This is a genomic window from Microvirga ossetica (assembly GCF_002741015.1).
Lineage (GTDB): Bacteria > Pseudomonadota > Alphaproteobacteria > Rhizobiales > Beijerinckiaceae > Microvirga > Microvirga ossetica.
The window spans coordinates 4,618,364-4,639,058 of the sequence record NZ_CP016616.1 but is presented as its reverse complement, the minus strand read 5'-3'; the positions used below and the strand labels follow the sequence as shown (position 1 = coordinate 4,639,058).

Sequence of the window (20,695 nt, the reverse complement as noted above, 5' to 3'; positions counted from 1 at the left end):
TGAACTGAGGGTACTGCCTCCTGCCGGAGTGTTTGCTGAGGGGTCAGGCACCCCCTCATATCTTCTGTTGATCTCTCCAGCGGAGCGCGTTTGTCATCTCATGTCAGAACCAGCAGAGCTCGGATCTTGTCCGCGGGCCTTCCGCCACGCCAGAAAGTCGTTGTACAGGCGCTCGCGCGCTGCTGCGTCCGGCAAGGGACAAGTGCCTTGTGCCCCCGTAAACTCCTCAAACGCACGATGCTCTTCAGCCTGTTGGGCTCTACGCGCGAGCAGGATCTCGGTCGGCCGGAAACGTTTCCAACCAAGCGCCTGCTCGGCCGGATTGGTTCCGTTGTCGGCTGACTTCAGAAACCCTTCGAACAAATAGGTCGAAAGAGCCTCGTTGAAATCAGCGAGACGCTCGTAATGGGCGTTTCCCTCAAGCCAGTTGCGGAGTGCAAGCACACGACTGACCGCGATCGTGTCGGTCGGGTGGCCGTGGTCGACAAGATTAGGATATTCCTCGGCCGTAAACTGGCTTGGAGCATAATGGACAATAAGCTCTTCCAACGGAGAAGCGATCGTCTCAAACGAGATGGGTACGAGGTGATAGGCTCCACCAGGTTCAAATGCGAGAACCTCCTTCGACGTTTCCGAGGTGAGAAGAACCATCCCCTGGATCGTGTTCGAATGGAGGTGCTGAAACGCCGTGGCCTGATCGGAGGTCGTGAATTCCGGTTTGATCCCAAGCTTGTCGAAGATGAGGCGCGCCGTCAGATAGCTGCCGCTGCCTGGCTGGCCTATGTCGATCTTACGCCCGTTGAGGTCATAAATGTTCGTGATGTCAATTCGGGCTAAGATGTGCAGTCGCTGACTCGGAACCCGGAAAAGGTAACGAAGGCGCTCATGAGCACCTGCTCGCACTCGGCGAGGCAGGGACTCGATGGCATCCGTTGGAATGAGCGCGACATCTATATCGGGATTGTTGAGGAGCGTGAGAAGGTCTCGCTCAGGTCCCTTGCTCCTCTCCAGCCGGAGGTGGAGGTGATTGCGCTCAAGGGCTGTGGCAAGGTTGGCAACGAGAAGGTCATCGGCGAGCCCATCGCCACCCGCAAGGACGATGAACGGGGACTTCTCGCGTGTCGGTACTGTGGCCTGCTGCGATACCGTGGCCTGCCGGGATGGAACCTTTGAAACAGGCGGGGCATGCGTGGGAGCAGCCGCCGTGGTCTGCCCGACAGCCGCCACGGTGCGAGGGACCTCGTTGGAGCACCCCTCCAAGCTCAAACAAAGACCTGCCGCCACGAGCAGCCATACGGGACGAAACATGACAGTGCCCTCGGTGGTCCCCAGCCCTGTCGCATGCTCAGGAGCCATGTTGATCAGCGTGGGCGGTGCCGTCTACGACGCTGGACCACTTGAAAGGCAATCTTTCACTTCATGGTTAATTTGGTGGAAGTGCAGACACTAACGCTGAGCACTCCCTCAAAGGTCAGCTTGGGGTCATCCGAGGAAATTCACTGCTCGGCAGGAACGTCCGGTGCTCCCTGCTCGAGTGGACATTCGGTTTACTTCCGCGTCGTGCCAAAACTCGAGCTTCACAATTGAATGACAGGTCGCGGACGGTCCTCAGCAAATTACTGTGCGGGACACCCTCATAGACTCAATCGCGTTCGTGATGCGTAAAGGCTAGTCGTAAGATACGACCGATTTCGGGCCCACTTAGTAACTTTATTTTATTACATATGCCAAACGGGAAATTCTCTTAGATCAATCGCAGATCCACCGAGGCATTCTGCGCTTGACCACATGATCTTGGTATGTATTCTGGTCTGACCAAGGTAAGATGAATGACCGCTGATCTGGAAATCACGCGGCTTAGGGAGAGTGGCGGCAAGGGGTTCGAGAAGGTCTTCGCCTTCTTGCGCGAGCGTTTGCTTGCGGGCTCATTGCGACCGGGTGACCGGCTGATCCCTGAACGCGATCTCGCTGCGCAGCTCGGTGTGAGCCGACCGATCCTGCGCGAGGCACTGCGCGCCCTGACGGTTCTTGGCGTCGTGGAAATCCGCGACCGGGTCGGAACAATCGTTCGCCGCCCGGACCCGTCCGTTCTCAACGACTTCTTCACCTTCGCCTTCGCGCAGCAGTCTGACGTCGTCGACGACGTGATGCAGGCGCGCATCGCGATCGAATGCCAAGCCGTCCGGCTTGCCGCCGAGCGGGCCACCGTGTCCGATTTCGAGAGGTTGCAGCAGGCGCTCGCACGCATCGTCGAGACCATCGACGATCCCGACGGCGGCAGCGCAGCCGATTTCGACTTCCACCGCGCTGTCGTCAACGCAGGCAAATCCGAGACGCTGATCGTGCTGCACAACTCGCTGTCCGGCATCCTGATGCGCTCCCATCGCGGTCGCCGGGAGCTTCTTCAGGTGTTCGACTCCATGAAAACCTACCTGATCGAGGATCACCGCCGCATCTTCGACGCCATCGTCGGCCGAGACCCTGAGCATGCCGAAAGGGTCCTGCGAGAGCATTTTGCGATCGGCGACGATTTCCGTCGGCGCGCCGCGATCGGCGAATCCGAAGCCCGGAGCGCCTCATGACACATGTTCAAAAGCGAGAAGACACGATGGGACGAAACGATCGCAACGCAACGGTCGGCTTTGTCGGCCTAGGGACGATGGGGCGCGAGATGGCGCTCAACCTGCTCAAGGCCGGATTTGCAGTCTGCGCCTATGACGTGCGCAAGGAGGCCATTGACGACCTCGTTGCCCAGGGTGCTACCGGCGCCCAAAGTCCGGCAGACGCAGCGCGGGACGCGGACATTATCATTTCGATGCTCCCCGACACGCCGCAGGTCGAGGAGATTGTCTATGGCGAAGGCGGCCTGCTGAGCGCCCTGCCACGCGGCCGGCTTCTCGTCGATATGAGCACGATCTCCCCCGTTGCCGTCCGCCGCATGCATGCTGACCTCAAGGCTGCGGGCGTGGCCTTCCTGGATGCACCCGTGTCCGGTGGGCCGGTCGGCGCCAAGAACGCATCTCTTTCGATCATGGCGGGGGGCGACAAGGACGCTTTCCTGCGTGCCGAGCCGTATTTTCGGGCCATGGGCACGACGATCACTCATGTGGGCGAGGCCGGAGCCGGGCAGACGGTCAAGCTCTGCAACCAGCTCATCTGCGCCATCAACCTCCAGGCCATTTGCGAGGCGCTTGCGCTCGGCCGCGCCTCCGGCGTGGATCTTGACCAGCTCCGCAACGTGCTCCTGGGCGGCTCGGCCGCGTCCTGGATGCTCGACAAGCTCGGGCCAGCGATGATCGCGGGCGATGCCTCTCCCGGCTTCCGCATCGACCTGATGCTCAAGGATTTGCGTCTCGTGCAGGAGCAGGCGCTTTCACTCTCCGTCCCGCTGCCAGGAACGGCCCTGGTGACCAGCCAGTATGTCGAGGCGCGCGCTCACGGAGAAGGCACGAACGGCAATCAGGCTCTTTTCCGGGTCTACGACCGAATGACGAACCAGGCTGCGACCTAGCCCCGGATCAGCTGCGATGAACCTCAACCTGGATTTTGCCGCGATCCTCGAACGATGGCCAGCCTTCCTGGAGGGAGCGCTGCTCACCCTTCAACTCGCCTTCATCGCAACCGCACTGGGCTCGGCTATCGGCGTTCTTGGCGCCATCGGACGACGCAGCAACCATCCGATGATCTCACGCATTTGCGGCATCTATGTCGAGGCGATCCGCAACACGCCGCTTCTGGTCCAGATCTTCCTCGTCTATTTCGGCCTCGCCAGCCTGGGATTGAAGTTCTCCGCCTTCACGGTCGCCGCAGCGGCGCTCACCATCAATGTCGGCGCATACACGACCGAGATCATCCGCGCAGGTTTCGACGCTATTCCCCGCGGTCAGATAGAGGCTGCCGAAGGTCTGGCATTGTCCCGCGCCCAGATCTACTGGCATGTGGTCATGTTGCCGGCGATCGAGAAGGTCTACCCGGCGCTGACGAGCCAGTTCGTGCTGCTGATGCTGGCCTCGTCCGTGACGTCCCAGATCTCGGCCGAGGAGCTGACGGCGGTTGCAAACTACGTTCAGTCCGACACCTACCGCGCCTTCGAGACCTATATTCTCGTGGCTCTCGTCTACATCGTCCTGTCGCTGGTCATGCGGGCCGGGTTCTGGCTTCTCGGCCTCGTGATCTTCCCGCGTCGTCGACGCCTCGGCACCCCTTTGTGAGGAGAAGATGGGCGGTTCCCTCAATGTCAATCACCTGATGTTCCTTGGCTACGGAGCGCTGTGGACCATCGGACTGTCGCTCATCGGCCTGCTCGGCGGGGGCTTGGCCGGCTTCATCATCGCCCTCTGCCGCATCTCGCCGAGCCGGATCGTGCGGCTTCTGAGCGCCGGCTATGTCCAGCTCATCCAGGGCACGCCACTTCTCGTCATCATGTTCCTGACCTATTTCGGCCTGCCGGCGCTCGGCGTGACCGTCTCTCCCCTAATGGCGGCGGGCGCCTCGCTCACGATCTACGTCAGTGCCTATCTCGGCGAGATCTGGCGCGGCAGCATCGAGTCCGTCCCGAAGCAGCAGTGGGAAGCAGCCGAGGGACTCGCCCTCAGCCGCTCCCAGCGGATGATCAAGGTCATCCTGCCGCAAGCCGTCCGGATCGCCACGCCTCCGACCGTAGGCTTCATGGTGCAGATCATCAAGAATACGTCGCTGGCGTCGGTGGTCGGCTTCGTTGAGCTCGCGCGATCGGGTCAGATCATCAACAACTCCCTATTCGAGCCCTTCCTGATCTACACCATCATCGCCGTCATCTATTTCGCCCTCTGCTACCCGCTCTCGCGGTTCAGTCACCGATTGGAAACGCGGGGCGGCCCGGCTCGCATCGAACTTGAGACTGCCTGACATGCACAAGATCACCAGAACAGATACCGCTTCATCGGTCGTCGGCCTTTCGAACGTGCACAAGAGCTTCGGCGCGCTCAAGGTGCTCAACGGGGTGAGCTTCGAGGTCAATCGCGGCGAGGTTCTTGTCCTCATCGGCCGCAGCGGCTCGGGCAAGAGCACTGCCCTTCGCTGCATCGACCGCTTCGAGACGATCGACAGCGGCGAGATCGTCGTGTGCGGCCATCGCGTCAGCGACCCAAAGCTCAATCTGAGAGCGCTGCGCCAGGATGTCGGCATCGTCTTTCAGAGCTATAACCTGTTTCCTCACCTGACTATAGAGCAGAACATCACGCTCGCCCCCTGCTCCGTGAAGGGGACCCCGAAGTCCCAAGCGAAGGAGCAGGCGCGGCGGGTCCTTGCCCAGGTCGGTCTGGAGGACAAGCTCCACCAATATCCCGAACAGCTTTCCGGCGGCCAGCAGCAGCGTGCGGCGATCGCCCGCTCGCTCGCCATGCAGCCCAAGGTCATGCTGTTCGACGAAGTGACCTCGGCCCTCGACCCGGAGCTGACCGGTGAGGTTCTGAAAGTCATTGAGGCGCTCGCTGCGGACGGCATGACCATGGTGATGGTCACGCACGAGATGGGATTTGCCAGGGGTATCGCCAACCGGGTGGTGTTCATGCACCACGGCAAGGTCCATGAGACCGGGCCTGCCGCGATCCTGACATCGCCTGCAACTCCGGAACTCGCCCAGTTCGTTGGCACAGGGCTCTAAACCACAACCAAGACCTAGGGAGATAATGACGATGATGAAGCGCCCGCTCTATGCTGCCGCAGTCGCAATGACCTGCATGGTAGCGCTCGGCACCACAGCTGCACATGCTGACCTTCTCGACGACATCATGAAGGCGAAGAAGATCCGCATTGCGACCGACCTGGCGATTCCACCATCCGGCATGATGGATGCCAATCTTAAGCCGACGGGATCGGACGTAGAAACCGCCCAGCTTCTCGCCAAGGACCTTGGGCTCGAGCTCGAGTTCATCCAGACCACCGGCGCGACGCGGATCCCGAACGTCCAGACCAACAAGGCGGACATCATCATCTCGACCCTCTCGGTCACGCCCGAGCGTGCCAAGGTGATCGATTTCACCAAGGCCTATGCGGCCTTGCAGTCCGTTGTTGGCTGCCTGAAGACCGTTGAGGCAAAGGGCTGGGACGACCTGAAGGGCAAGACGATCGCCGTCTCCCGCGGCACGACGCAGGATACCGAACTAACGAACATGAAGGATCGCAACCTCACCCTCGCCCGCTTCGACGACGATGCCACGATGGTGACAGCTGCCGTCTCGGGTCAGGCCGACTGCGTCGCAACGTCCGCAACGATCGTGAACCAGATCGGAGTCAAGAACCCGGCCCGTGCATTCGAGCCAAAGGTGCTCATCCGCACCTTCGATCTTGCCATCGGTGTGCGCAAGGGTGAGCCGCGCTTGGTCGAGAAGCTCAATGAATGGATTTCGATCAACTTGAAGAACGGCAAGCTAAACGAGATCTACAAGAAGTTCCATGGTAGCGAACTCCCTCAGGAAATGCGGAGCTGAGCTTAGAAGAACCCGAGTGGTGCCCCGGCACCACTCGCCTGCAATCAAAAAGAAAGGTTTCCCAATGCGCGTCGTAATCGGGTCGGATCATGCCGGATGGCCCCTCAAGAATGCAGTGGTCGAACATGTCCGCTCGCTCGGACATGAGGTCATCGACGTCGGCTCCTTCGATGACAAGCCTGTCGACTTTCCGGACATTGCCCGCGCACTGACCCAGAAAGTCAAATCCGGCGAGGCTGAGCGCGGCATCATGGTCTGCGGTACGGGCGTCGGCGCGTCGATCGCCGCCAACAAGGTCAAGGGCATCCGCGCTGCCGTTTGCCACGACATCCATTCGGCACACCAGTCCGTTGAGCATGACGACGTCAACGTGATGTGCATCGGCGCCAAGATCGTCGGCTCCTGGCTCGCACAGGATCTCGTTGAGTCGTACCTAACGGCGGAATTCTCCACCGACGAGGACTGCCGCCGTCGCGTGGAAATGCTCCATGCCATGGATGCCGAAGGCTGAGTCCGATCGACTTGGGCAAAGGAGCGCGCGACATGATCCTTGTTTTTGGCTCGATCAACATTGATCTTGTCGCCCGCGTGGCCTCAATCCCGCGCCCGGGCGAAACTGTCCTCTCGCCTCGCTATGAGACCTTGTTTGGCGGGAAGGGTGCTAACCAGGCGATCGCTGCCGCGCGGGCCTCTTTGCCGCGTCGGGTGACGATCGCAGCCTGCGTCGGAGACGATGCCTTCGGCCGATCTGCGCGCGACAACCTCAACCGCAATGGTGTGGGGGCTGATCTCGTCACCAACAGTACTGAGCCGACCGGATGTGCCTTCATCACCGTTGATGAGCACGGCGAAAATGCGATCACCGTTGCTAGCGGGGCGAATGCTACGCTGACGGAGGCATCAATCCGCAACTTCGGGATCGATGCCTCCACTGTTGCTGTTCTCCAGATGGAGGTCCCCTTCCCTGGGTCTCTCAGCGTCGCCCGGCAGGTTCGCGCTGTCGGCGGCCGCGTCATCTGGAACCTCGCACCGGCTCCCTCAAAATTCTCGGCGACGGATCTCTCGGATCTCGTCAATGCGACCGATATCTTCGTCGTCAATGAGCACGAGGCTCTCGCAGCGGCGGCACTCCTCGGGCGCGCGACGGCCGCATTTGAAGAGGCCGGAAGCTTTCTGTCGCGGACCGGTTGCATATGCGTTGTGACGGCAGGTGCACGCGGAGCCTTTGTGTTTCACCCGAATGGGTATCGCGAGACTATCGAAGCGAAGCCGGTTCAGCCCGTCGACACGACTGGGGCGGGCGACACTTTCGTCGGCATTCTGGCCAGTAGCCTCGATGAGGGACTACCCGTCACGACAGCCCTTGAGCGAGCCTGCCGCGGTGCCTCGCTGGCCTGCCTGGCTCACGGTGCTCAGACGGGCATGCCGATACGGGAGCAACTCGGAATTGCGTGAGCCGGCTCGGTAACAAGTCCGGCTTGGAGCGGGACCGGTCGAACCACCCCCTGTCTATGATCCCAATCTGCGCAATGCTGTAAGCAGGATACGTTGAACCCGGAGTTTCTCATGGTCTCTGTTCCTTCCGTGATGCTCAATCAATCTGTTTCCATTCCCCAACTCGGATTTGGGGTCTGGCAGATGGATAACACCGATGTGGTTCGTTTAGTGAAGCTTGCGTTCGATGCCGGTTACCGCAGCTTTGACACGGCATCCCTCTACGGAAACGAGGAGGGCGTCGGACGAGCCATCGCCGAGAGCGAGTTGACCCGAGCCGAGATTTTCGTGACCTCGAAGCTGGACAACGCGAGCCACGGATTTGATGAAGCACGCAGGGCCTTTGATGAGGCGTCTAGGCGGTTGGGGCTCGATGTTGTCGATCTCTATCTGATCCATTGGCCGCTGCCGAAACTCGATCGCTATATCGAGACTTGGAAAGCGTTGGAAACGCTCCGGAGCGAGGGGCGGATCCGGGCCATTGGCGTTTCCAACTTCCAGATCAACCATCTCGAACGACTGCTCGGCGGGACAGGGACAGTGCCAGCCGTCAATCAGATCGAACTCCATCCCACATTCCAACAAGAGGAGCTTGCTGTCTTTCACCGAAGGCACGGGATCGCAACTGAAGCCTGGAGTCCCTTAGCGAAGGGTGCGGTCGATGAACCCACTATCTGCGCAGTTGCGGAGAAACATCGGAGAAGCTCTGCTCAGGTGATCCTGCGCTGGCACATGCAGAAGGGCAATATTGCAATTCCAAAGTCGGCAACCCCTTATCGCATCGTTGAAAATATTACAATTTTTGACTTTGAGCTGGATAGCTCCGATATGCTTGCGATCGATGCTCTCGACCGCGGCAACCGGTCGGGACCGCATCCGGATCTACGCTGAACTTGGTGCAAGGGGCCGCTTGAGCCCATGACTTCAGCGTCTAAGCTTCCAGCGCATTGGAGCTGGACATTGGACATCTCGATGCGACAGATAGCCCCTAGGACAACCGGCGAGCCAAGGCAACACGAGCGTTCCGCATGGTCGAGTGCCGGGCGATGCCCAGCGCCCATTCTTTGAGAGCCAATGCGCCGCGGTAGCGCGTCAGCATCACGTTGGCGGCCTCGCACAACAGGGTTCGCACCCGACGGCCCCCACATTTGGAGATGCTGCCGACATAGTCGATTTCGCCGGATTGGAAGTGCCTCGGCACCAGACCGAGATAGGCTCCCACATCACGCGAGCGGCGGAAGCGCTCCGGAGCATCGATGGTGGCGACAAAGGCCAAGGCTGTCAGTTGACCCACACCCGGGATGGTCATCAGCCGGTGGCAGGCTTGTGACGAGCGGGCCAGCAGGCGCATGTCACGGTCGATCGCCACGACCGCTTCCAGAACGGCCTTGCGGGCTGCAGCCAGAAGAAGAACCTCATGCAACGCCACGATGGATCGCGTCGAAGCCAAGGTCTGTCAGTTCGACCGTCCCAGCGTCCGGCACGGTCACGTATCCAAGCTGCTTCAACTCGGAAATGGCCACTGCAACAGCGGGATCTGTCCCGAAGTGCGCATCCAGTGTTGCCATTGTCATGCGGGCACCGGGTTTTCGGTGTGTCTCACGAAAGAACCCGAGGATCTCGCAGGCCAGCTCGCTGAGCGGCATTCTCGCCTCCATCGGATCAACTTCTGCTATTCGGCCACGTGTAGGCGGAGCCCGGGATCGTTCGGGCTGTGCTTCGATCCTAAACCGCTCATTGCCGTGTCGATCTCTTCCATGGTGTAAGCCATTGAGGGGGCCAGGTTCGTGATGTGATGGTCCCATTGCATTCGGCAGGAGATGTAGGCCTCGGCACCGGCCTGCCCGTCAGCCGTGATCTCGATCCCCGCCTGCCGAAGCCGAAGCAGGGCAGCGCGGTAGCGTGCTCGCCAGCGCTCTCGGGTCTGCTGGTCCGGTTGGGCCTCCCGGTCCGGTGCGCCATGGGGAAGGAACGTGTTCTCCAAGGTGGTGACCAGCATCATTGATGCTTCCCAGAGCTGCGTGACGGCTCCTGCCTCCTTCAGCCAGCGGTCCTTTTGATCATCCAGGGCGCTCTTGATCAGGCTCACCGTGTCCAATGCGACCAGCGTGGAACGGGACACGGAGTGGTATGGGTCACTGAAGCGGAAATAGAACAGTACCGGGTAGAAGTGATGTGCCTCCTTGGCCATGGTCATCTCGACACCGAGTTCCGACAGGTTGGTGTAGCCACTACTGAACTGCCACTGAGGTCCGAGACGTGCCAGCAATTCGGCGGCATCGCCTGTGCACCCCGAGAGGAAATGGATGTTCATGGCCAGCACGTTGCGCCGCTGGAGCGCTGTGTAGACCTGCATCAGGTAGGTCAGCGTCAGCGACATCACCGACATGCCGATCAGCGAGTTGAGCAGGAAGAGCAACCGTGTCGGGCCCGTGTGCGGGGTGAAGTCGCTCGCTCCGACGATCGCCATGCTGGTGCCACCGGCATACATCGCGGTGACGAAGTCGGTGGGCGTCTCGCCGTTGGTGGCGCGGACGGACGTGCCGAGTTCCGGGTGCATGATCAAAGCTGCCCCGAGCGTCAGCCCGAGAGCCCAGACCCCAACCAGCAGCACGAGGATGACCGGCCCGCAGAAGGACAGAACGGCTCCTTGTCTAGGGCCAGAAACCTTTGAGGCTTTGACGAAGGAGGCCCAGATCAGCCGCCCGACCCTGGATCCGATGATGCTGGTGCCGATCCGGGCGTAGAGCACGGTCAGAAAGATATCGAGCAAGATGATCAGGATCAGCAGTATTCCAAGGCCCTGCTCCAGTCGCCCCATCATGGCAGCCTCCTGTCATCCCAGCTGCTCCGTCAGGGTCGTTGGGGTTGCCCGGCCGAGCCGGTCGCCTCCCCGTTCTGTCCAGGCTCGATGCGCCACAGCTGCGTCTCAAGGCGCGGGCCGGTCTCGGGCTTGAACCAGCTCAGGTCCTGGATGCGGGAGCTGGTGACGTAGATGGTCCCGTCGGGTCCCTCCGAAAATGTATCGGGCCAGCGCAGCCGCTTGTCCTGTACGAGGATGGTGATGCGATCCCCATCACGAACCTTCACGGCATCCTGCTCAATCGCGCTCAGATAAAGCCGCCCGCGCCCATCGATCCAAAGACCGTCCGTCGGCTCGGTTTCGGCGACTTGCTCCACACGAGCCTCGAGGTCCTTCTCGGACAGACGCGGGTTCTCCAACGCATCCGTCGTGATGCGATAGAGGGTCCGGCCGGTCAGGGCTTTCCAATAGAGCGTGCGCCCATCGGGAGAGAGCGCGATGCTGTCGGCGGCAAATTCGACCCCGCGCCCATCGGGCCGGCGCAACTCCTGCCCGTCCACCTTCACCACCACGTCCTTTTCCGGCTGGGTGCTCGGGTGGCCGTCAAGGACACGTCGAGCCTTGCCATTCTGTAGATCCACAACAACGAGAGCACCCTTGGCCCCGGCATCGGTCAGATAGGCATGCCGCCCATCCGGCGAAAACCGCACGTCGTTCAGGTAGCTGCCCTGAGGGGCCACCGTCTCGTCGAAGCGGATCACCTGCGCAACCTTGTTCGTCTTCAGGTCGATCCTGACGAGCTTGGGCCCACCCTGCACAACAGGTGCAGTGGCTGGCGCAGCCGGGTCGACGACCCAGAGATTGCCGTGCGCATCGGCCACGACGCTCTGGACGCACACGAAGTGATCGCCGGCCGGCATCTGGTTCTTCTTGGCGTTGCGCCAGGAATTCCACTCGTCATCCGGGTAAGGTTTGATCTGGCCATCGCGCGTTACCTCGGCCACCGAGATCGGTGCATCCTCCGTCCAACGCGGGAAGTTGACGAAGATGCGTCCATCCTTCGAAACGGTCACTCCGGTCACCTGGTGTTCAAAGCTGGCGACCTGCTGCAATTGCGCTGGACCCTGAGATGGTGCTGCACTCTGCTGGGCCATGGATGGGGTGGCCAGGAGCGTTCCGAAAAGCAGGGTCACCGTTGCGAGCCTGAGCATGCTCACCTCCATCGCGTGGCAATGATCGTGTGGGATGCGGCTGCCCCTCACAGCGTGAACGCCGTTCGAACGCAGCCGTATCGTCGTTCGTTCAGTGAGGACGTGCCCTCTCTTGCGGGGCACGATCGGACACCGCTGCGAGGGCTGGTGCGGCCCGCATGTCCGGAGGCACCTGGAAGTCCTTGGCGGCGCCTCGTGCCGCCTGGACACCCTGCGGGAAGCCTGTCCGATTCCGGTAGGAGCGTGGCCGGCCACGGGGGCGGCTGTGGCGGGCCGTGACTCCTTGTGCGCCAATGATGTCGAGCAGCGTCACCCCCAGCACTGCCGCAAGAGCAATCCCAACATTGTCGCGCTTCGGATTGTCATGCCGCATGGCCGCCATCAGGGTGGCGATGTCGAGCCCGTCTCCGGCGACGCGGCTCCACAATCCGAGAGGCATGTCGGGGGAGAGCGAGACGATGCCGTGCCCGAGTTCGCGGACGCCATAGGCCCGCACAAGGGTCTCCTTGCCCTCCATGCCAAGCGCCCGGGTGAAGCGCTCCGGCGCGACCAGCTCCGCTACGCCCAGACCGATGCTGAACCAACCCAACGCTTTGGCCAGGCGGTCAGCGGCCCCCAGTGAGCTGGGGCCGGAGTGGAGGACTTTCGGGTCGCCCTTGGACCGGGCAATGTTCGAGATGTAATAAGCCATGTCTTCTCTCCCGGTCTTTTAGGGCTTCAAAACCACCTTGATGCAGTTGTCCTGCTTGTCCCGGAACACCTTGTACATCTCGGGCCCCTCATCGAGGCTGACCGTGTGGGTGATGACAAACGATGGGTCGATCTGCCCCTCCTCGATCCGGTGCAGGAGATCGTCGGTCCAACGGTTGACATGCGTCTGGCCCGCCCGGATGGTCAGACCCTTGTTCATCAGCTGGCCCATCGGGATCTTGTCGACCAACCCGCCATAGACACCTGGGATCGAAATCACCCCGGCCGGGCGGCAGACGTAGATCATCTCGCGAAGGATGTGCGGCCGGTCGCTTTCGGCTCCCAGCATCTGCTTGGCGCGGTCGTACACCGTATCCGGCATGGAGGGCGACACATGGGCTTCCATTCCGACGGCATCGATGCATTTCTCCGGGCCTTCGCCGCCGGTGAGCTCGTTCAGGCGCTCGACCACGCTCTCCTCGTCGAAGTTGATCGTGATGGCGCCACCGGCTTCCGCCATTTCCAGGCGCTCCGGCAAATGATCGATGGCGATCACCTGCTTGGCACCAAGGAGGACGGCGCTGCGGATCGCCATCTGACCGACGGGACCGCAGCCCCAGATCGCTACCGTGTCCGTCGGCTGGATGTCGCACTGGACAGCGGCCTGCCATCCGGTCGGGAAGATGTCACCGAGGAAAAGAACCTTCTCGTCCGGGATACCATCCGGCACCTTGATGTGCGTCGCATCGGCAAAGGGAACGCGGAGATATTCGGCCTGCCCGCCCGGATAGCCGCCGGTCAGATGCGTGTAGCCGAACAGGCCTGCGGTCGCGTGGCCGAATACCTTGTCGGCGAGATCCTTCTTGCGGTTGCTCCGCTGGCAGACTGAGAAATTGCCGCGCTTGCACTGATCGCACTCGCCGCAGATGATTGTGAAGGGGACAACGACCCGGTCGCCGACCTTGAGCTTGTGCTTGGCCTCAGGCCCGACCTCGACGACCTCCCCCATCATCTCGTGTCCCATGACGTCGCCGGGCAGCATCGCCGGGATGAAGTTGTGGAACAGGTGCAGGTCCGAGCCGCAGATGGCGCAGCTCGTCACCTTGACGATGGCGTCGCGCGGCTGCTCGAGTTCGGGATCAGTGACGGTGTCGCAGCGGATGTCTTCCTTGCCGTGCCAAACCAAGGCTCGCATGCTTTCCTCCTTCATCCTGCAAAGGTACCGAGGCCTGCGCTTCCGGGAATGCTTCGGACCGAAGGGCATGTCTCTGCGGGGGTGGTTTGTCGGATTCAAACCCTCAAACGTGAGCGAGCCTGACCACGTTCCTAGGGATGGTTCCTCAGGGAACCTCCGCGCAGGAATTCCTCACTCCATCAGTTGACCGCTGCGGCGCCTGCACGCCAGCTGATGCGGCAATCCGCACCGCGTCAGGCACAGTCTTGGCACCAAGCCGCTGCATGACATGGGCCCGATGGGTCTCCACCGTGCGCGGGCTGATGCCGATATCCCGCCCGATCTGCTTGTTAGTCTGGCCGGCCAGAAGGCCTGTCAACACCTCCCGTTCCCGCTCCGACATCTCGGCAATGTGAGCCCGGGCCCAGCTGGCCTCGTTGTCGTCCCCTTCAGTCTGACCAATGTCAGCCGCGGCCGATGCAACAGCGGCGAGCAGGTCATCGGTACGATAAGGCAACGGCAGGAAATCCACAGCGCCGGCCTTCATTACATGCACTCCGAAGGTTACATCGCCTCCGGCATCACCCAAAACGATCACTGGCAGGCCAATCCGCCGAGCCTTGAGTTCTCTCGGGATGGTAAGGCCACCCGCGTCAGGCTGATGAATGTCGAGCACGACGCAGCCTGATACTAGCGCCGGTGCCGACTCCAGAAAGGCTTTGCCGGATGGGAAGGCTCTGACGTCATAGCCGGCCTCCCGGAGCACGCGTGAGAGGCTCTGGCGAGAGGTCCCATCTGCGTCGACGACATACACGAAGCGCCCCTCATGGCGCGTAATGTCCTGGGCAATGCCACCGGTGCGCCGGATCTGGCCTTGTTCGTCACGGATGGGGAAGAAGGTGTTGCTGATCCAACGCAACGCCCCGTCGGATCGGATAATGCGGAACTCCTCCACGGAGACCACACCGAGCGCAGCCCTGTCGAAGGCCTCAACGACGCGGACGCGGTCATCAGGATGAACGACCTCGATCCACTGGCTCATGTCCTGCCGGAAGGCGTTTTGCGCTGTACCGAAAACCGTCTCGAAGGCCGGGTTGAGGTATTCGAGCGTTCGGTCTCCCGTGTTGACGATCCAGAACACGTTCGTGGAATGCGCTGCGAACTCGCGGAAGCGCTCCTCGGCCTGCTTCTCACGGTCGATGTCCTGCACCACGAAGACCGCGCCCAGGCTCTCCTGGGCGGCATTGCGGAAGGGCGCAGCGCTCACACGCGTCCACGCCTCCCGCCCATCCGGTAAGGTGAAGATGAAGTCGATGCCGGGAACGACCGTTTCGCCCCGCAGCGCCCGCGCGCTTGGGTAGTCCGAGGGGCTGAGAGGCTGGCCCTCGGGGGTGTAGGCCCGCCAACGCCCGGCTTGCTTCGGGTCTCTGGAGGGGATTTTGTTGAGGGCGTATTGCTCAAGCATCTGGTTCCCCAGCGTGATGTTTCCCTCTTGGTCGGCAAGCCCCACACCGACCGGCAGCTGGTCCAGGATCGCTGCAAGCCGGACCTCGCTCTCACGCAGGGCCGCCTCGGCCCGCTTGCGCTCGGTGATCTCAAGCGCAACACCGGTGAACCCCACCGGCTGGCCATTTTCGAAGGTGGTCCGGCCATGGGTGGAGACCCAGCGCTCAACCCCATCCTCAATCCCGATGACGCGATAGTCGATGTGGTAGACACCATCGCCTGTGGGATCGACACAATAGGCAAGCGCGGCTTCGACCTGAGCTCGGTCCTCAGGATGAATGCCAGACATCCATACATCTGGGGAGACGGGCTTATCCGGGGACAGGCCCCACATTGCCCTCAGGCGAGCATCCCAGTCCAGCACACCGGTTGCCAGGTCCCAGGTATAGGGTGAAACATCGACGAGATCGATGGCGGCCCAGAGCCGCGCCTCGCTCTGGCGCAGGGCAGTCTCGGCATGGACACGCTGGGTGGTCTCATGGAAAGTGCACAGGATCCCGCCAACTCCGCCCGTCTCATCCCGAATGGGGCTGTAGGAGAATGAGAACCATGTTGCCTCGGGATAGCCGCGGCGCATAAGCGTCAGCGGCAGGTCCTCGAAGTAGCTGGCCTCGCCGTGCATGGCCCGCGTGGTGATCGGACCGATAGTATCCCACACCTCCGACCAGACCTCAGGGAACGGCCGCCCAAGGCCGTTCGGTTTGTCACCCATGATCGAAATGTAGGCGTTATTGTAGAAGCTCGTCAGTTCCGGCCCCCAGACTAGGTAGGTGGGGAAGGCGGAGTTCAGCATGATGCTCAAGGCGGTGCGGAGCGACTGCGGCCAAGTCTCCGCTGGCCCAAGGGGCGTGGCAGCCCAGTCGTGGGTTCGCACGCATTCGCCCATGATGCCGCCGTTGGGGAAACCTTCCGCCGTGCTCATTTCATTCCCCTTTTTGGAAAAACATCATGAGGGGTCTGTCGACAGGTCTTTACGATTGTGGGGGCGGCTTGCCAAACGGATAAGGGCTGCGCGTATTCCCAGCCGATGCGTCCCACACCATTTCATTACAGGAACCCAAAGCCCCTTTGATGGATCCATTCGACGGCCGACGATTATGTTCGCGAGGTACCAGGCGTGCGGGTCATTGGCGGCAGCAATCCACACCGCATCACGATCGAGGCGTCAGACCTCGCCGCGGCTGAGCTTGAGCACCGTTTCGGCAGTTCGGAGCCTGCGCCTAGCCGCCTCGCCGGTGATCCTCTGGTCTTCGCCCCAGAATGCTATCTGGTTTCCCGAAGAACGCGGGAGCCGACGCGGTTGTCCACCGGCTTCACCACCTCCATTGGGTCCCCGCGGGTCGGCGCCTTCGCCACGTCGTCGGCAACAAGCTTTAGCTGCTGATACCAGTCCAACAGGTTGATCAAAGGATGCTGGTCCACGATCGCGGCGATGCCGCCGGAAATGGTTGTCTTGCCGGCGAGCCGGAACTGGCGCGCCAGCCGCTCCGCCGTGTCGAACAGGTGCTCGTGCCCTTGCCTGGTTCCGAAAATCGCGGCGACCTCCTTGAATAGCTGACGCCTGCGGCGGGAGCGCTCCTCAGGCACCGAGGGCCACTCGTCATAGTAGCCCTGCTCGATCCGTTTCCGAACCTCCCAATAGAGACCAAGCCTTGGCGCAGTTGGGGCGAGCCCATAGATGTTGTACGGGCTGGTGTCGAGAACCCTGGTGCCGGACGGGAATTCATACTGGACAGCGGCTACGAACTCGGCCTCCTCGCGCGTGCCGGCCTCGACGATTACCGACGACGTGCCGCAGTTCTTCGGCAGAAGATAGTGGACACGGAATTCCAACCTGTTCTCCATACATGTGGGCGCAGTTTCAAAGCCAGACTCGTTCACCCCTTTGCCATCCTCTTCCACTGCGATCCTGCCACCCAAGGAGTGACGGCGGCAATCCGGCGGCGCAGCAGGTGCAAGGTCATGAGAAGATGCCGCTGCGGCGCCCCTTTACGGCCAGGACGAGCACCTTGTTGAGCGAGTCTCCTTCCGTGTCTCCCGACCCATTGCAGAGTCCTAGCGATCACTCTGCGACTGCTCCAGGTCTGCGGAACCCTGACCACAGCGTGTTCGGGGATGCGACGCGGGCCGCGATCCTCCATCCTGAGCGGTGCCGTCGTTCACCAATGTTCCGATCAGACGAAGCAACTCCTGCTGCTCCGGGCCGCGCCCGGAGCCCAGGAACGTCCCAATCTCGATGAGGGCCACATGGCCTCCCGACGCCCGGTTGGCTTCGTGCCGCACGAAGACCTCCCCCGACGCATCCCGGATCAGATACCACCGGTCACCATTGGGGCTGCAATAAAGCTTTCGTGCTTTCGCCATGCGTGGCCTCCCGCCTGGAGGCGTCAATAAAGGAGGGTGCCTGATGTCCGGCAAGACACGGCTACTCGGCAGCATCCGGCACATCCGTCGGCTTGTCCTCCAGGGCGGACGCGATGGCTTCGTCGACCCGCTCCAGCCAAATGAACTCAAGCCGGGCCCGCGTATCCTCGGGGATGTCCTCGAAGTCGCGCCGGTTGCGGGCCGGGAGCATCACCCGGGTGAGCCCCGCCCGCGCGGCCGCCGTGACCTTTTCCTTGATACCACCCACCGGCAGGACAAGCCCGCGCAGGCTGATCTCCCCCGTCATGGCGGTGTCGCTGCGCACCGTCCGGCCCGTCAGAAGCGAGACAAGCGCCGTGAACATGGCCACGCCCGCACTTGGGCCATCTTTCGGAGTGGCTCCCGCAGGAACGTGGATGTGGATGTCGCTCTTCTCGAATAGGGCGGGATCAATGCCGAATGAAGCGGCGCGGCTCTTCACCAGGGTCATCGCCGCCTGTGCGCTCTCACGCATAACATCGCCGAGCTGCCCCGTGAGAATAAGGCCTCCCTTGCCTGGCGCACGGCTGGCCTCAATGAACAAGATGTCGCCGCCCACCGGCGTCCACGCCAAACCTGTGGCGACCCCTGGCACGCTGGTGCGCATCGCCACCTCGTCCTCAAAGCGGACCGGACCGAGGATTGCGGCGAGATCCCCGGCGTCGATGCGCACGTGCTCGGCGCTGCCCTCCGCGATCCGCACGGCGGCGTGGCGCAGGGCCCGGCCGATCTCGCGCTCCAGGTTCCGGACGCCGGCTTCGCGGGTGTAATCCCGGATGATCCGGCGCAAGGCCTCGTCGCTGATCTCGGCCTGCTCGGCCTTAAGCCCGTTCGCTTCCAGCTGGCGCCGAACCAGGTAGCGCCGGGCGATCTGAAGCTTCTCGTCCTCGGTGTAGCCAGCAAGGGTGATGATCTCCATGCGGTCGCGCAGGGGACCCGGAATGGTGTCGAGCATGTTGGCGGTAGCGATGAACGCCACGCGCGAGAGGTCGAACGGAACGCCCAGATAGTTATCGCGGAAGGTGGCGTTCTGCTCAGGGTCAAGCACCTCCAGCATGGCCGCGGAGGGATCGCCCTGGACGCCGCGTCCCATCTTGTCGATCTCGTCCAGCATCATCACGCAATCGCGCGCGCCAGCCTTCCTGATCGCCTGGATGATGTTGCCCGGCAAAGCGCCCACATAGGTGCGCCTGTGGCCGCGGATCTCCGCCTCGTCGTGGACGCCGCCGAGGCTGACCCGCACGAAGGGCCGCCCCATGGCGCGGGCAATCGACTGCCCAAGGGAAGTCTTGCCGACGCCGGGTGGGCCAGCAAAGCACAGGATCGGCGCCTTGCCGTTCGGGGCGAGCCTACGCACGGCGAGGTACTCGATGATGCGTTGCTTGATCTTCTCAAGCCCGAAATGGTCCTCGTCGAGGATGCGGCGCGCCTGCGCGATATCGATGGGCTTCTCCTCGGGCAGCGCCCAGGGCAGTTCGACCAGCCAATCGAGGTAGGTCCGGATCATCCCGGCCTCCATGGCGCCTTCCGGCATGCGCTCGTAGCGGTGCAGCTCCCGGCGGGCCTGCTCCTCAACCTCCGGCGGCATGGTGGCTTTCGCAATCTTCTCGGTGAGCTCCTGGACCTCCTGGGCGCGCCCGTCGCCCTCGCCCAGCTGGCGCTGGATCGCCGCCATCTGCTCGCGCAGGATCACCTCGCGCTGGCGTTCGTCCAGGGTGGCCCGGGTCTGACGGCCGATCTCCTGCGTCAGGCGCAGGACCTCGATCCGTTCCGCCAGCAGGCGGGAGACCTTGTCGAGCCGCGTGGTGTGATCAATGGTTTCCAGAAGCTCCTGCTTCTGGTCAGCACTGACATCGAGATAGGCCGCAACGAGGTCCGCCAAAGTCCCGGGCGTGGCGGCGGCCTGCACGGTCCCGACAAGCTCCTGCGGCACCTGCGGCAGGAGCTGCAGCGCCTCAAGTGCCTGCTGCCGGAGGTGAAGAAAGCGGGCCTCGATGTCCGGTGTCAGCATCCCCGGCTCCTCGATCCGGAGAACCCGCGCCACGATGAACGGCCGCTCCTTCACGAACTCGGTGACCCGGAAGCGCTGCTCGCCCTGGAGGACGACATGGTGCGTGCCGTCGGGCGCATTCACATAGCGCAGGATGTTAGCGATGGTGCCGGTTCTGTGCAGATCAACCGCGGCCGGGTCGGCCACCTCCGCGTCCCGCTGCATCAGGAGGCCGATCTGACGCTCTTCCCTCACCGCCTGCTGGGCCGCGGCGATGGAGCGCTCACGGCCAAGAGCAATGGGGAACACGGTTCCTGGGAACAGGACCGTGTTGCGCACGGGTACGATGAGAAGGCCAACCGGCGGAAGAGCGTTCGCGGAGCCTTCCGAACCAGGGCTTGTGCCGTCCTCGACCGCGCGCGGGAGATCATGTGAAGCGATCATGACGGATGCTCCTCAGGGCGCTTTGCGGAGGCTGATAACCAGGCACCCGTCTCCGGCGGCACGCCGGACGGCGTCGTAGCGGCCTGGCGGCAGGGGAATACGCCGCTCGAACCGGCCCTGCGGCAGCTCCAGCCGGTGGATCACGGCGGTGCGCAGTTGCGGCGGCAGAACGCGGCGGCCGGCGACCACGAGGGTTCCCTCCTCGATCGCCGCCTCGACCTGGTCCGGCGCCACGCCGGGCAGAGCAATGAGGACGAGAACCTCCTGCTCGGTCTCAAGCACGTCGACGGGGGGTTCCCAGGCGGGTCGGCGCGTCGCCGAGGGCGGTTGGAATATCTGCCGGTGCAGGCGCTCGGCGCGGGCAAGGGCCTCAATTGCTTCCGAGAGCATCCAGTCCGCCGGATCACGCATGGCCACGCGTACCTCAGCTTGTGGTCCGGACCCGAGGCCTGTTCTTCCGCGTCAGCGTCGCGGACGCTCCGGGGACAAGACCGATTGGAACATGCAACT

General features: G+C 62.4%; 20 protein-coding genes and 1 pseudogene. 9 read left to right on the top strand and 12 right to left on the bottom strand.

The genetic code is table 11. From position 1 onward, the window contains the following. Positions 1-93 precede the first annotated feature (93 nt). Positions 94-1,308 (bottom strand): TAXI family TRAP transporter solute-binding subunit, encoded by a 1,215-nt coding sequence (locus BB934_RS22185; RefSeq protein WP_418294718.1) that lies wholly within the window; start codon positions 1,306-1,308, stop codon positions 94-96. Positions 1,309-1,829: 521 nt separating this feature from the next. Here BB934_RS22185 and BB934_RS22180 point away from each other — a divergent pair. The 9 genes from BB934_RS22180 (at position 1,830) to BB934_RS22140 (ending at position 8,855) form a co-directional block, all read left to right on the top strand. Continuing rightward, positions 1,830-2,582 (top strand): FadR/GntR family transcriptional regulator, encoded by a 753-nt coding sequence (locus tag BB934_RS22180; protein WP_099511559.1) that lies wholly within the window; start codon positions 1,830-1,832, stop codon positions 2,580-2,582. A 26-nt stretch (positions 2,583-2,608) separates the two neighbouring features. Next, positions 2,609-3,511 carry an NAD(P)-dependent oxidoreductase gene (locus BB934_RS22175; protein ID WP_237050359.1) on the top strand — a complete coding sequence of 301 codons (903 nt, stop codon included), beginning with the start codon at positions 2,609-2,611 and terminating at the stop codon, positions 3,509-3,511. A gap of 16 nt (positions 3,512-3,527) precedes the next feature. Next, on the top strand, positions 3,528-4,211 hold the full coding sequence (locus BB934_RS22170; RefSeq protein WP_099511555.1) for an amino acid ABC transporter permease: 684 nt from the start codon (positions 3,528-3,530) through the stop codon (positions 4,209-4,211). Positions 4,212-4,218: 7 nt separating this feature from the next. Next, positions 4,219-4,887 carry an amino acid ABC transporter permease gene (locus tag BB934_RS22165; protein ID WP_099511554.1) on the top strand — a complete coding sequence of 223 codons (669 nt, stop codon included), beginning with the start codon at positions 4,219-4,221 and terminating at the stop codon, positions 4,885-4,887. A 1-nt stretch (position 4,888) separates the two neighbouring features. Then, a complete protein-coding gene (locus tag BB934_RS22160) occupies positions 4,889-5,644 on the top strand; it encodes an amino acid ABC transporter ATP-binding protein (RefSeq protein WP_099511552.1) in 756 nt (251 codons plus the stop codon). 34 nt (positions 5,645-5,678) lie between these two features. After that, positions 5,679-6,470 carry a transporter substrate-binding domain-containing protein gene (locus BB934_RS22155; protein ID WP_418294762.1) on the top strand — a complete coding sequence of 264 codons (792 nt, stop codon included), beginning with the start codon at positions 5,679-5,681 and terminating at the stop codon, positions 6,468-6,470. A 64-nt stretch (positions 6,471-6,534) separates the two neighbouring features. After that, positions 6,535-6,981, top strand: a complete 447-nt coding sequence (gene rpiB / locus BB934_RS22150) for a ribose 5-phosphate isomerase B (RefSeq protein ID WP_099511551.1) — start codon at positions 6,535-6,537, stop codon at positions 6,979-6,981. Between the two features lie 32 nt (positions 6,982-7,013). Then, a complete protein-coding gene (locus BB934_RS22145) occupies positions 7,014-7,925 on the top strand; it encodes a ribokinase (RefSeq protein WP_099511549.1) in 912 nt (303 codons plus the stop codon). A 111-nt stretch (positions 7,926-8,036) separates the two neighbouring features. Beyond that, positions 8,037-8,855, top strand: a complete 819-nt coding sequence (locus tag BB934_RS22140) for an aldo/keto reductase (protein ID WP_099511548.1) — start codon at positions 8,037-8,039, stop codon at positions 8,853-8,855. A 97-nt stretch (positions 8,856-8,952) separates the two neighbouring features. On the opposite strand, the pseudogene BB934_RS22135 reads toward BB934_RS22140, so the two are convergent. From BB934_RS22135 to BB934_RS22085, 11 genes and pseudogenes are all read right to left on the bottom strand, one after another. Next, a pseudogene (locus tag BB934_RS22135) lies at positions 8,953-9,369 on the bottom strand (transposase); the annotation flags it as partial. Positions 9,370-9,379: 10 nt separating this feature from the next. Next, positions 9,380-9,610 carry a hypothetical protein gene (locus BB934_RS22130; RefSeq protein WP_099511547.1) on the bottom strand — a complete coding sequence of 77 codons (231 nt, stop codon included), beginning with the start codon at positions 9,608-9,610 and terminating at the stop codon, positions 9,380-9,382. A 26-nt stretch (positions 9,611-9,636) separates the two neighbouring features. Further along, positions 9,637-10,788 carry a potassium channel family protein gene (locus tag BB934_RS22125; protein ID WP_099511546.1) on the bottom strand — a complete coding sequence of 384 codons (1,152 nt, stop codon included), beginning with the start codon at positions 10,786-10,788 and terminating at the stop codon, positions 9,637-9,639. A gap of 29 nt (positions 10,789-10,817) precedes the next feature. Beyond that, on the bottom strand, positions 10,818-11,978 hold the full coding sequence (locus tag BB934_RS22120; RefSeq protein WP_099513136.1) for an SMP-30/gluconolactonase/LRE family protein: 1,161 nt from the start codon (positions 11,976-11,978) through the stop codon (positions 10,818-10,820). A gap of 91 nt (positions 11,979-12,069) precedes the next feature. Further along, positions 12,070-12,669: a hypothetical protein gene (locus BB934_RS22115; protein ID WP_099511545.1), complete on the bottom strand. Its 600-nt coding sequence runs from the start codon at positions 12,667-12,669 to the stop codon at positions 12,070-12,072. Positions 12,670-12,687: 18 nt separating this feature from the next. Then, positions 12,688-13,863: a zinc-dependent alcohol dehydrogenase gene (locus BB934_RS22110; RefSeq protein WP_099513134.1), complete on the bottom strand. Its 1,176-nt coding sequence runs from the start codon at positions 13,861-13,863 to the stop codon at positions 12,688-12,690. A gap of 145 nt (positions 13,864-14,008) precedes the next feature. Then, positions 14,009-16,270 (bottom strand): PAS domain S-box protein, encoded by a 2,262-nt coding sequence (locus BB934_RS22105; RefSeq protein ID WP_099511544.1) that lies wholly within the window; start codon positions 16,268-16,270, stop codon positions 14,009-14,011. Between the two features lie 341 nt (positions 16,271-16,611). Continuing rightward, complete coding sequence (locus BB934_RS22100) at positions 16,612-17,181, bottom strand: hypothetical protein (RefSeq protein ID WP_099511543.1); 570 nt, start codon at positions 17,179-17,181, stop codon at positions 16,612-16,614. A gap of 222 nt (positions 17,182-17,403) precedes the next feature. Then, complete coding sequence (locus tag BB934_RS22095) at positions 17,404-17,712, bottom strand: hypothetical protein (protein WP_210422116.1); 309 nt, start codon at positions 17,710-17,712, stop codon at positions 17,404-17,406. A 61-nt stretch (positions 17,713-17,773) separates the two neighbouring features. After that, positions 17,774-20,185, bottom strand: coding sequence for an endopeptidase La (gene lon / locus BB934_RS22090; RefSeq protein WP_099511542.1), 2,412 nt, complete (start codon positions 20,183-20,185; stop codon positions 17,774-17,776). Positions 20,186-20,197: 12 nt separating this feature from the next. After that, positions 20,198-20,602 (bottom strand): Hsp20/alpha crystallin family protein, encoded by a 405-nt coding sequence (locus BB934_RS22085; RefSeq protein ID WP_099511541.1) that lies wholly within the window; start codon positions 20,600-20,602, stop codon positions 20,198-20,200. Positions 20,603-20,695 lie beyond the last annotated feature (93 nt).

Excerpts from the sequence above, each read along its gene's own strand:
- BB934_RS22185 (WP_418294718.1), bottom strand. The coding sequence starts at position 1,308 with ATGTTTCGTCCCGTATGGCTGCTCGTGGCGGCAGGTCTTTGTTTGAGC.
- BB934_RS22180 (WP_099511559.1), top strand. The coding sequence starts at position 1,830 with ATGACCGCTGATCTGGAAATCACGCGGCTTAGGGAGAGTGGCGGCAAG.
- BB934_RS22175 (WP_237050359.1), top strand. The coding sequence starts at position 2,609 with ATGGGACGAAACGATCGCAACGCAACGGTCGGCTTTGTCGGCCTAGGG.
- BB934_RS22170 (WP_099511555.1), top strand. The coding sequence starts at position 3,528 with ATGAACCTCAACCTGGATTTTGCCGCGATCCTCGAACGATGGCCAGCC.
- BB934_RS22165 (WP_099511554.1), top strand. The coding sequence starts at position 4,219 with ATGGGCGGTTCCCTCAATGTCAATCACCTGATGTTCCTTGGCTACGGA.
- BB934_RS22160 (WP_099511552.1), top strand. The coding sequence starts at position 4,889 with ATGCACAAGATCACCAGAACAGATACCGCTTCATCGGTCGTCGGCCTT.
- BB934_RS22155 (WP_418294762.1), top strand. The coding sequence starts at position 5,679 with ATGAAGCGCCCGCTCTATGCTGCCGCAGTCGCAATGACCTGCATGGTA.
- rpiB (WP_099511551.1), top strand. The coding sequence starts at position 6,535 with ATGCGCGTCGTAATCGGGTCGGATCATGCCGGATGGCCCCTCAAGAAT.
- BB934_RS22145 (WP_099511549.1), top strand. The coding sequence starts at position 7,014 with ATGATCCTTGTTTTTGGCTCGATCAACATTGATCTTGTCGCCCGCGTG.
- BB934_RS22140 (WP_099511548.1), top strand. The coding sequence starts at position 8,037 with ATGGTCTCTGTTCCTTCCGTGATGCTCAATCAATCTGTTTCCATTCCC.
- BB934_RS22130 (WP_099511547.1), bottom strand. The coding sequence starts at position 9,610 with ATGCCGCTCAGCGAGCTGGCCTGCGAGATCCTCGGGTTCTTTCGTGAG.
- BB934_RS22125 (WP_099511546.1), bottom strand. The coding sequence starts at position 10,788 with ATGATGGGGCGACTGGAGCAGGGCCTTGGAATACTGCTGATCCTGATC.
- BB934_RS22120 (WP_099513136.1), bottom strand. The coding sequence starts at position 11,978 with ATGCTCAGGCTCGCAACGGTGACCCTGCTTTTCGGAACGCTCCTGGCC.
- BB934_RS22115 (WP_099511545.1), bottom strand. The coding sequence starts at position 12,669 with ATGGCTTATTACATCTCGAACATTGCCCGGTCCAAGGGCGACCCGAAA.
- BB934_RS22110 (WP_099513134.1), bottom strand. The coding sequence starts at position 13,863 with ATGCGAGCCTTGGTTTGGCACGGCAAGGAAGACATCCGCTGCGACACC.
- BB934_RS22105 (WP_099511544.1), bottom strand. The coding sequence starts at position 16,270 with ATGAGCACGGCGGAAGGTTTCCCCAACGGCGGCATCATGGGCGAATGC.
- BB934_RS22095 (WP_210422116.1), bottom strand. The coding sequence starts at position 17,712 with ATGGCGAAAGCACGAAAGCTTTATTGCAGCCCCAATGGTGACCGGTGG.
- lon (WP_099511542.1), bottom strand. The coding sequence starts at position 20,185 with ATGATCGCTTCACATGATCTCCCGCGCGCGGTCGAGGACGGCACAAGC.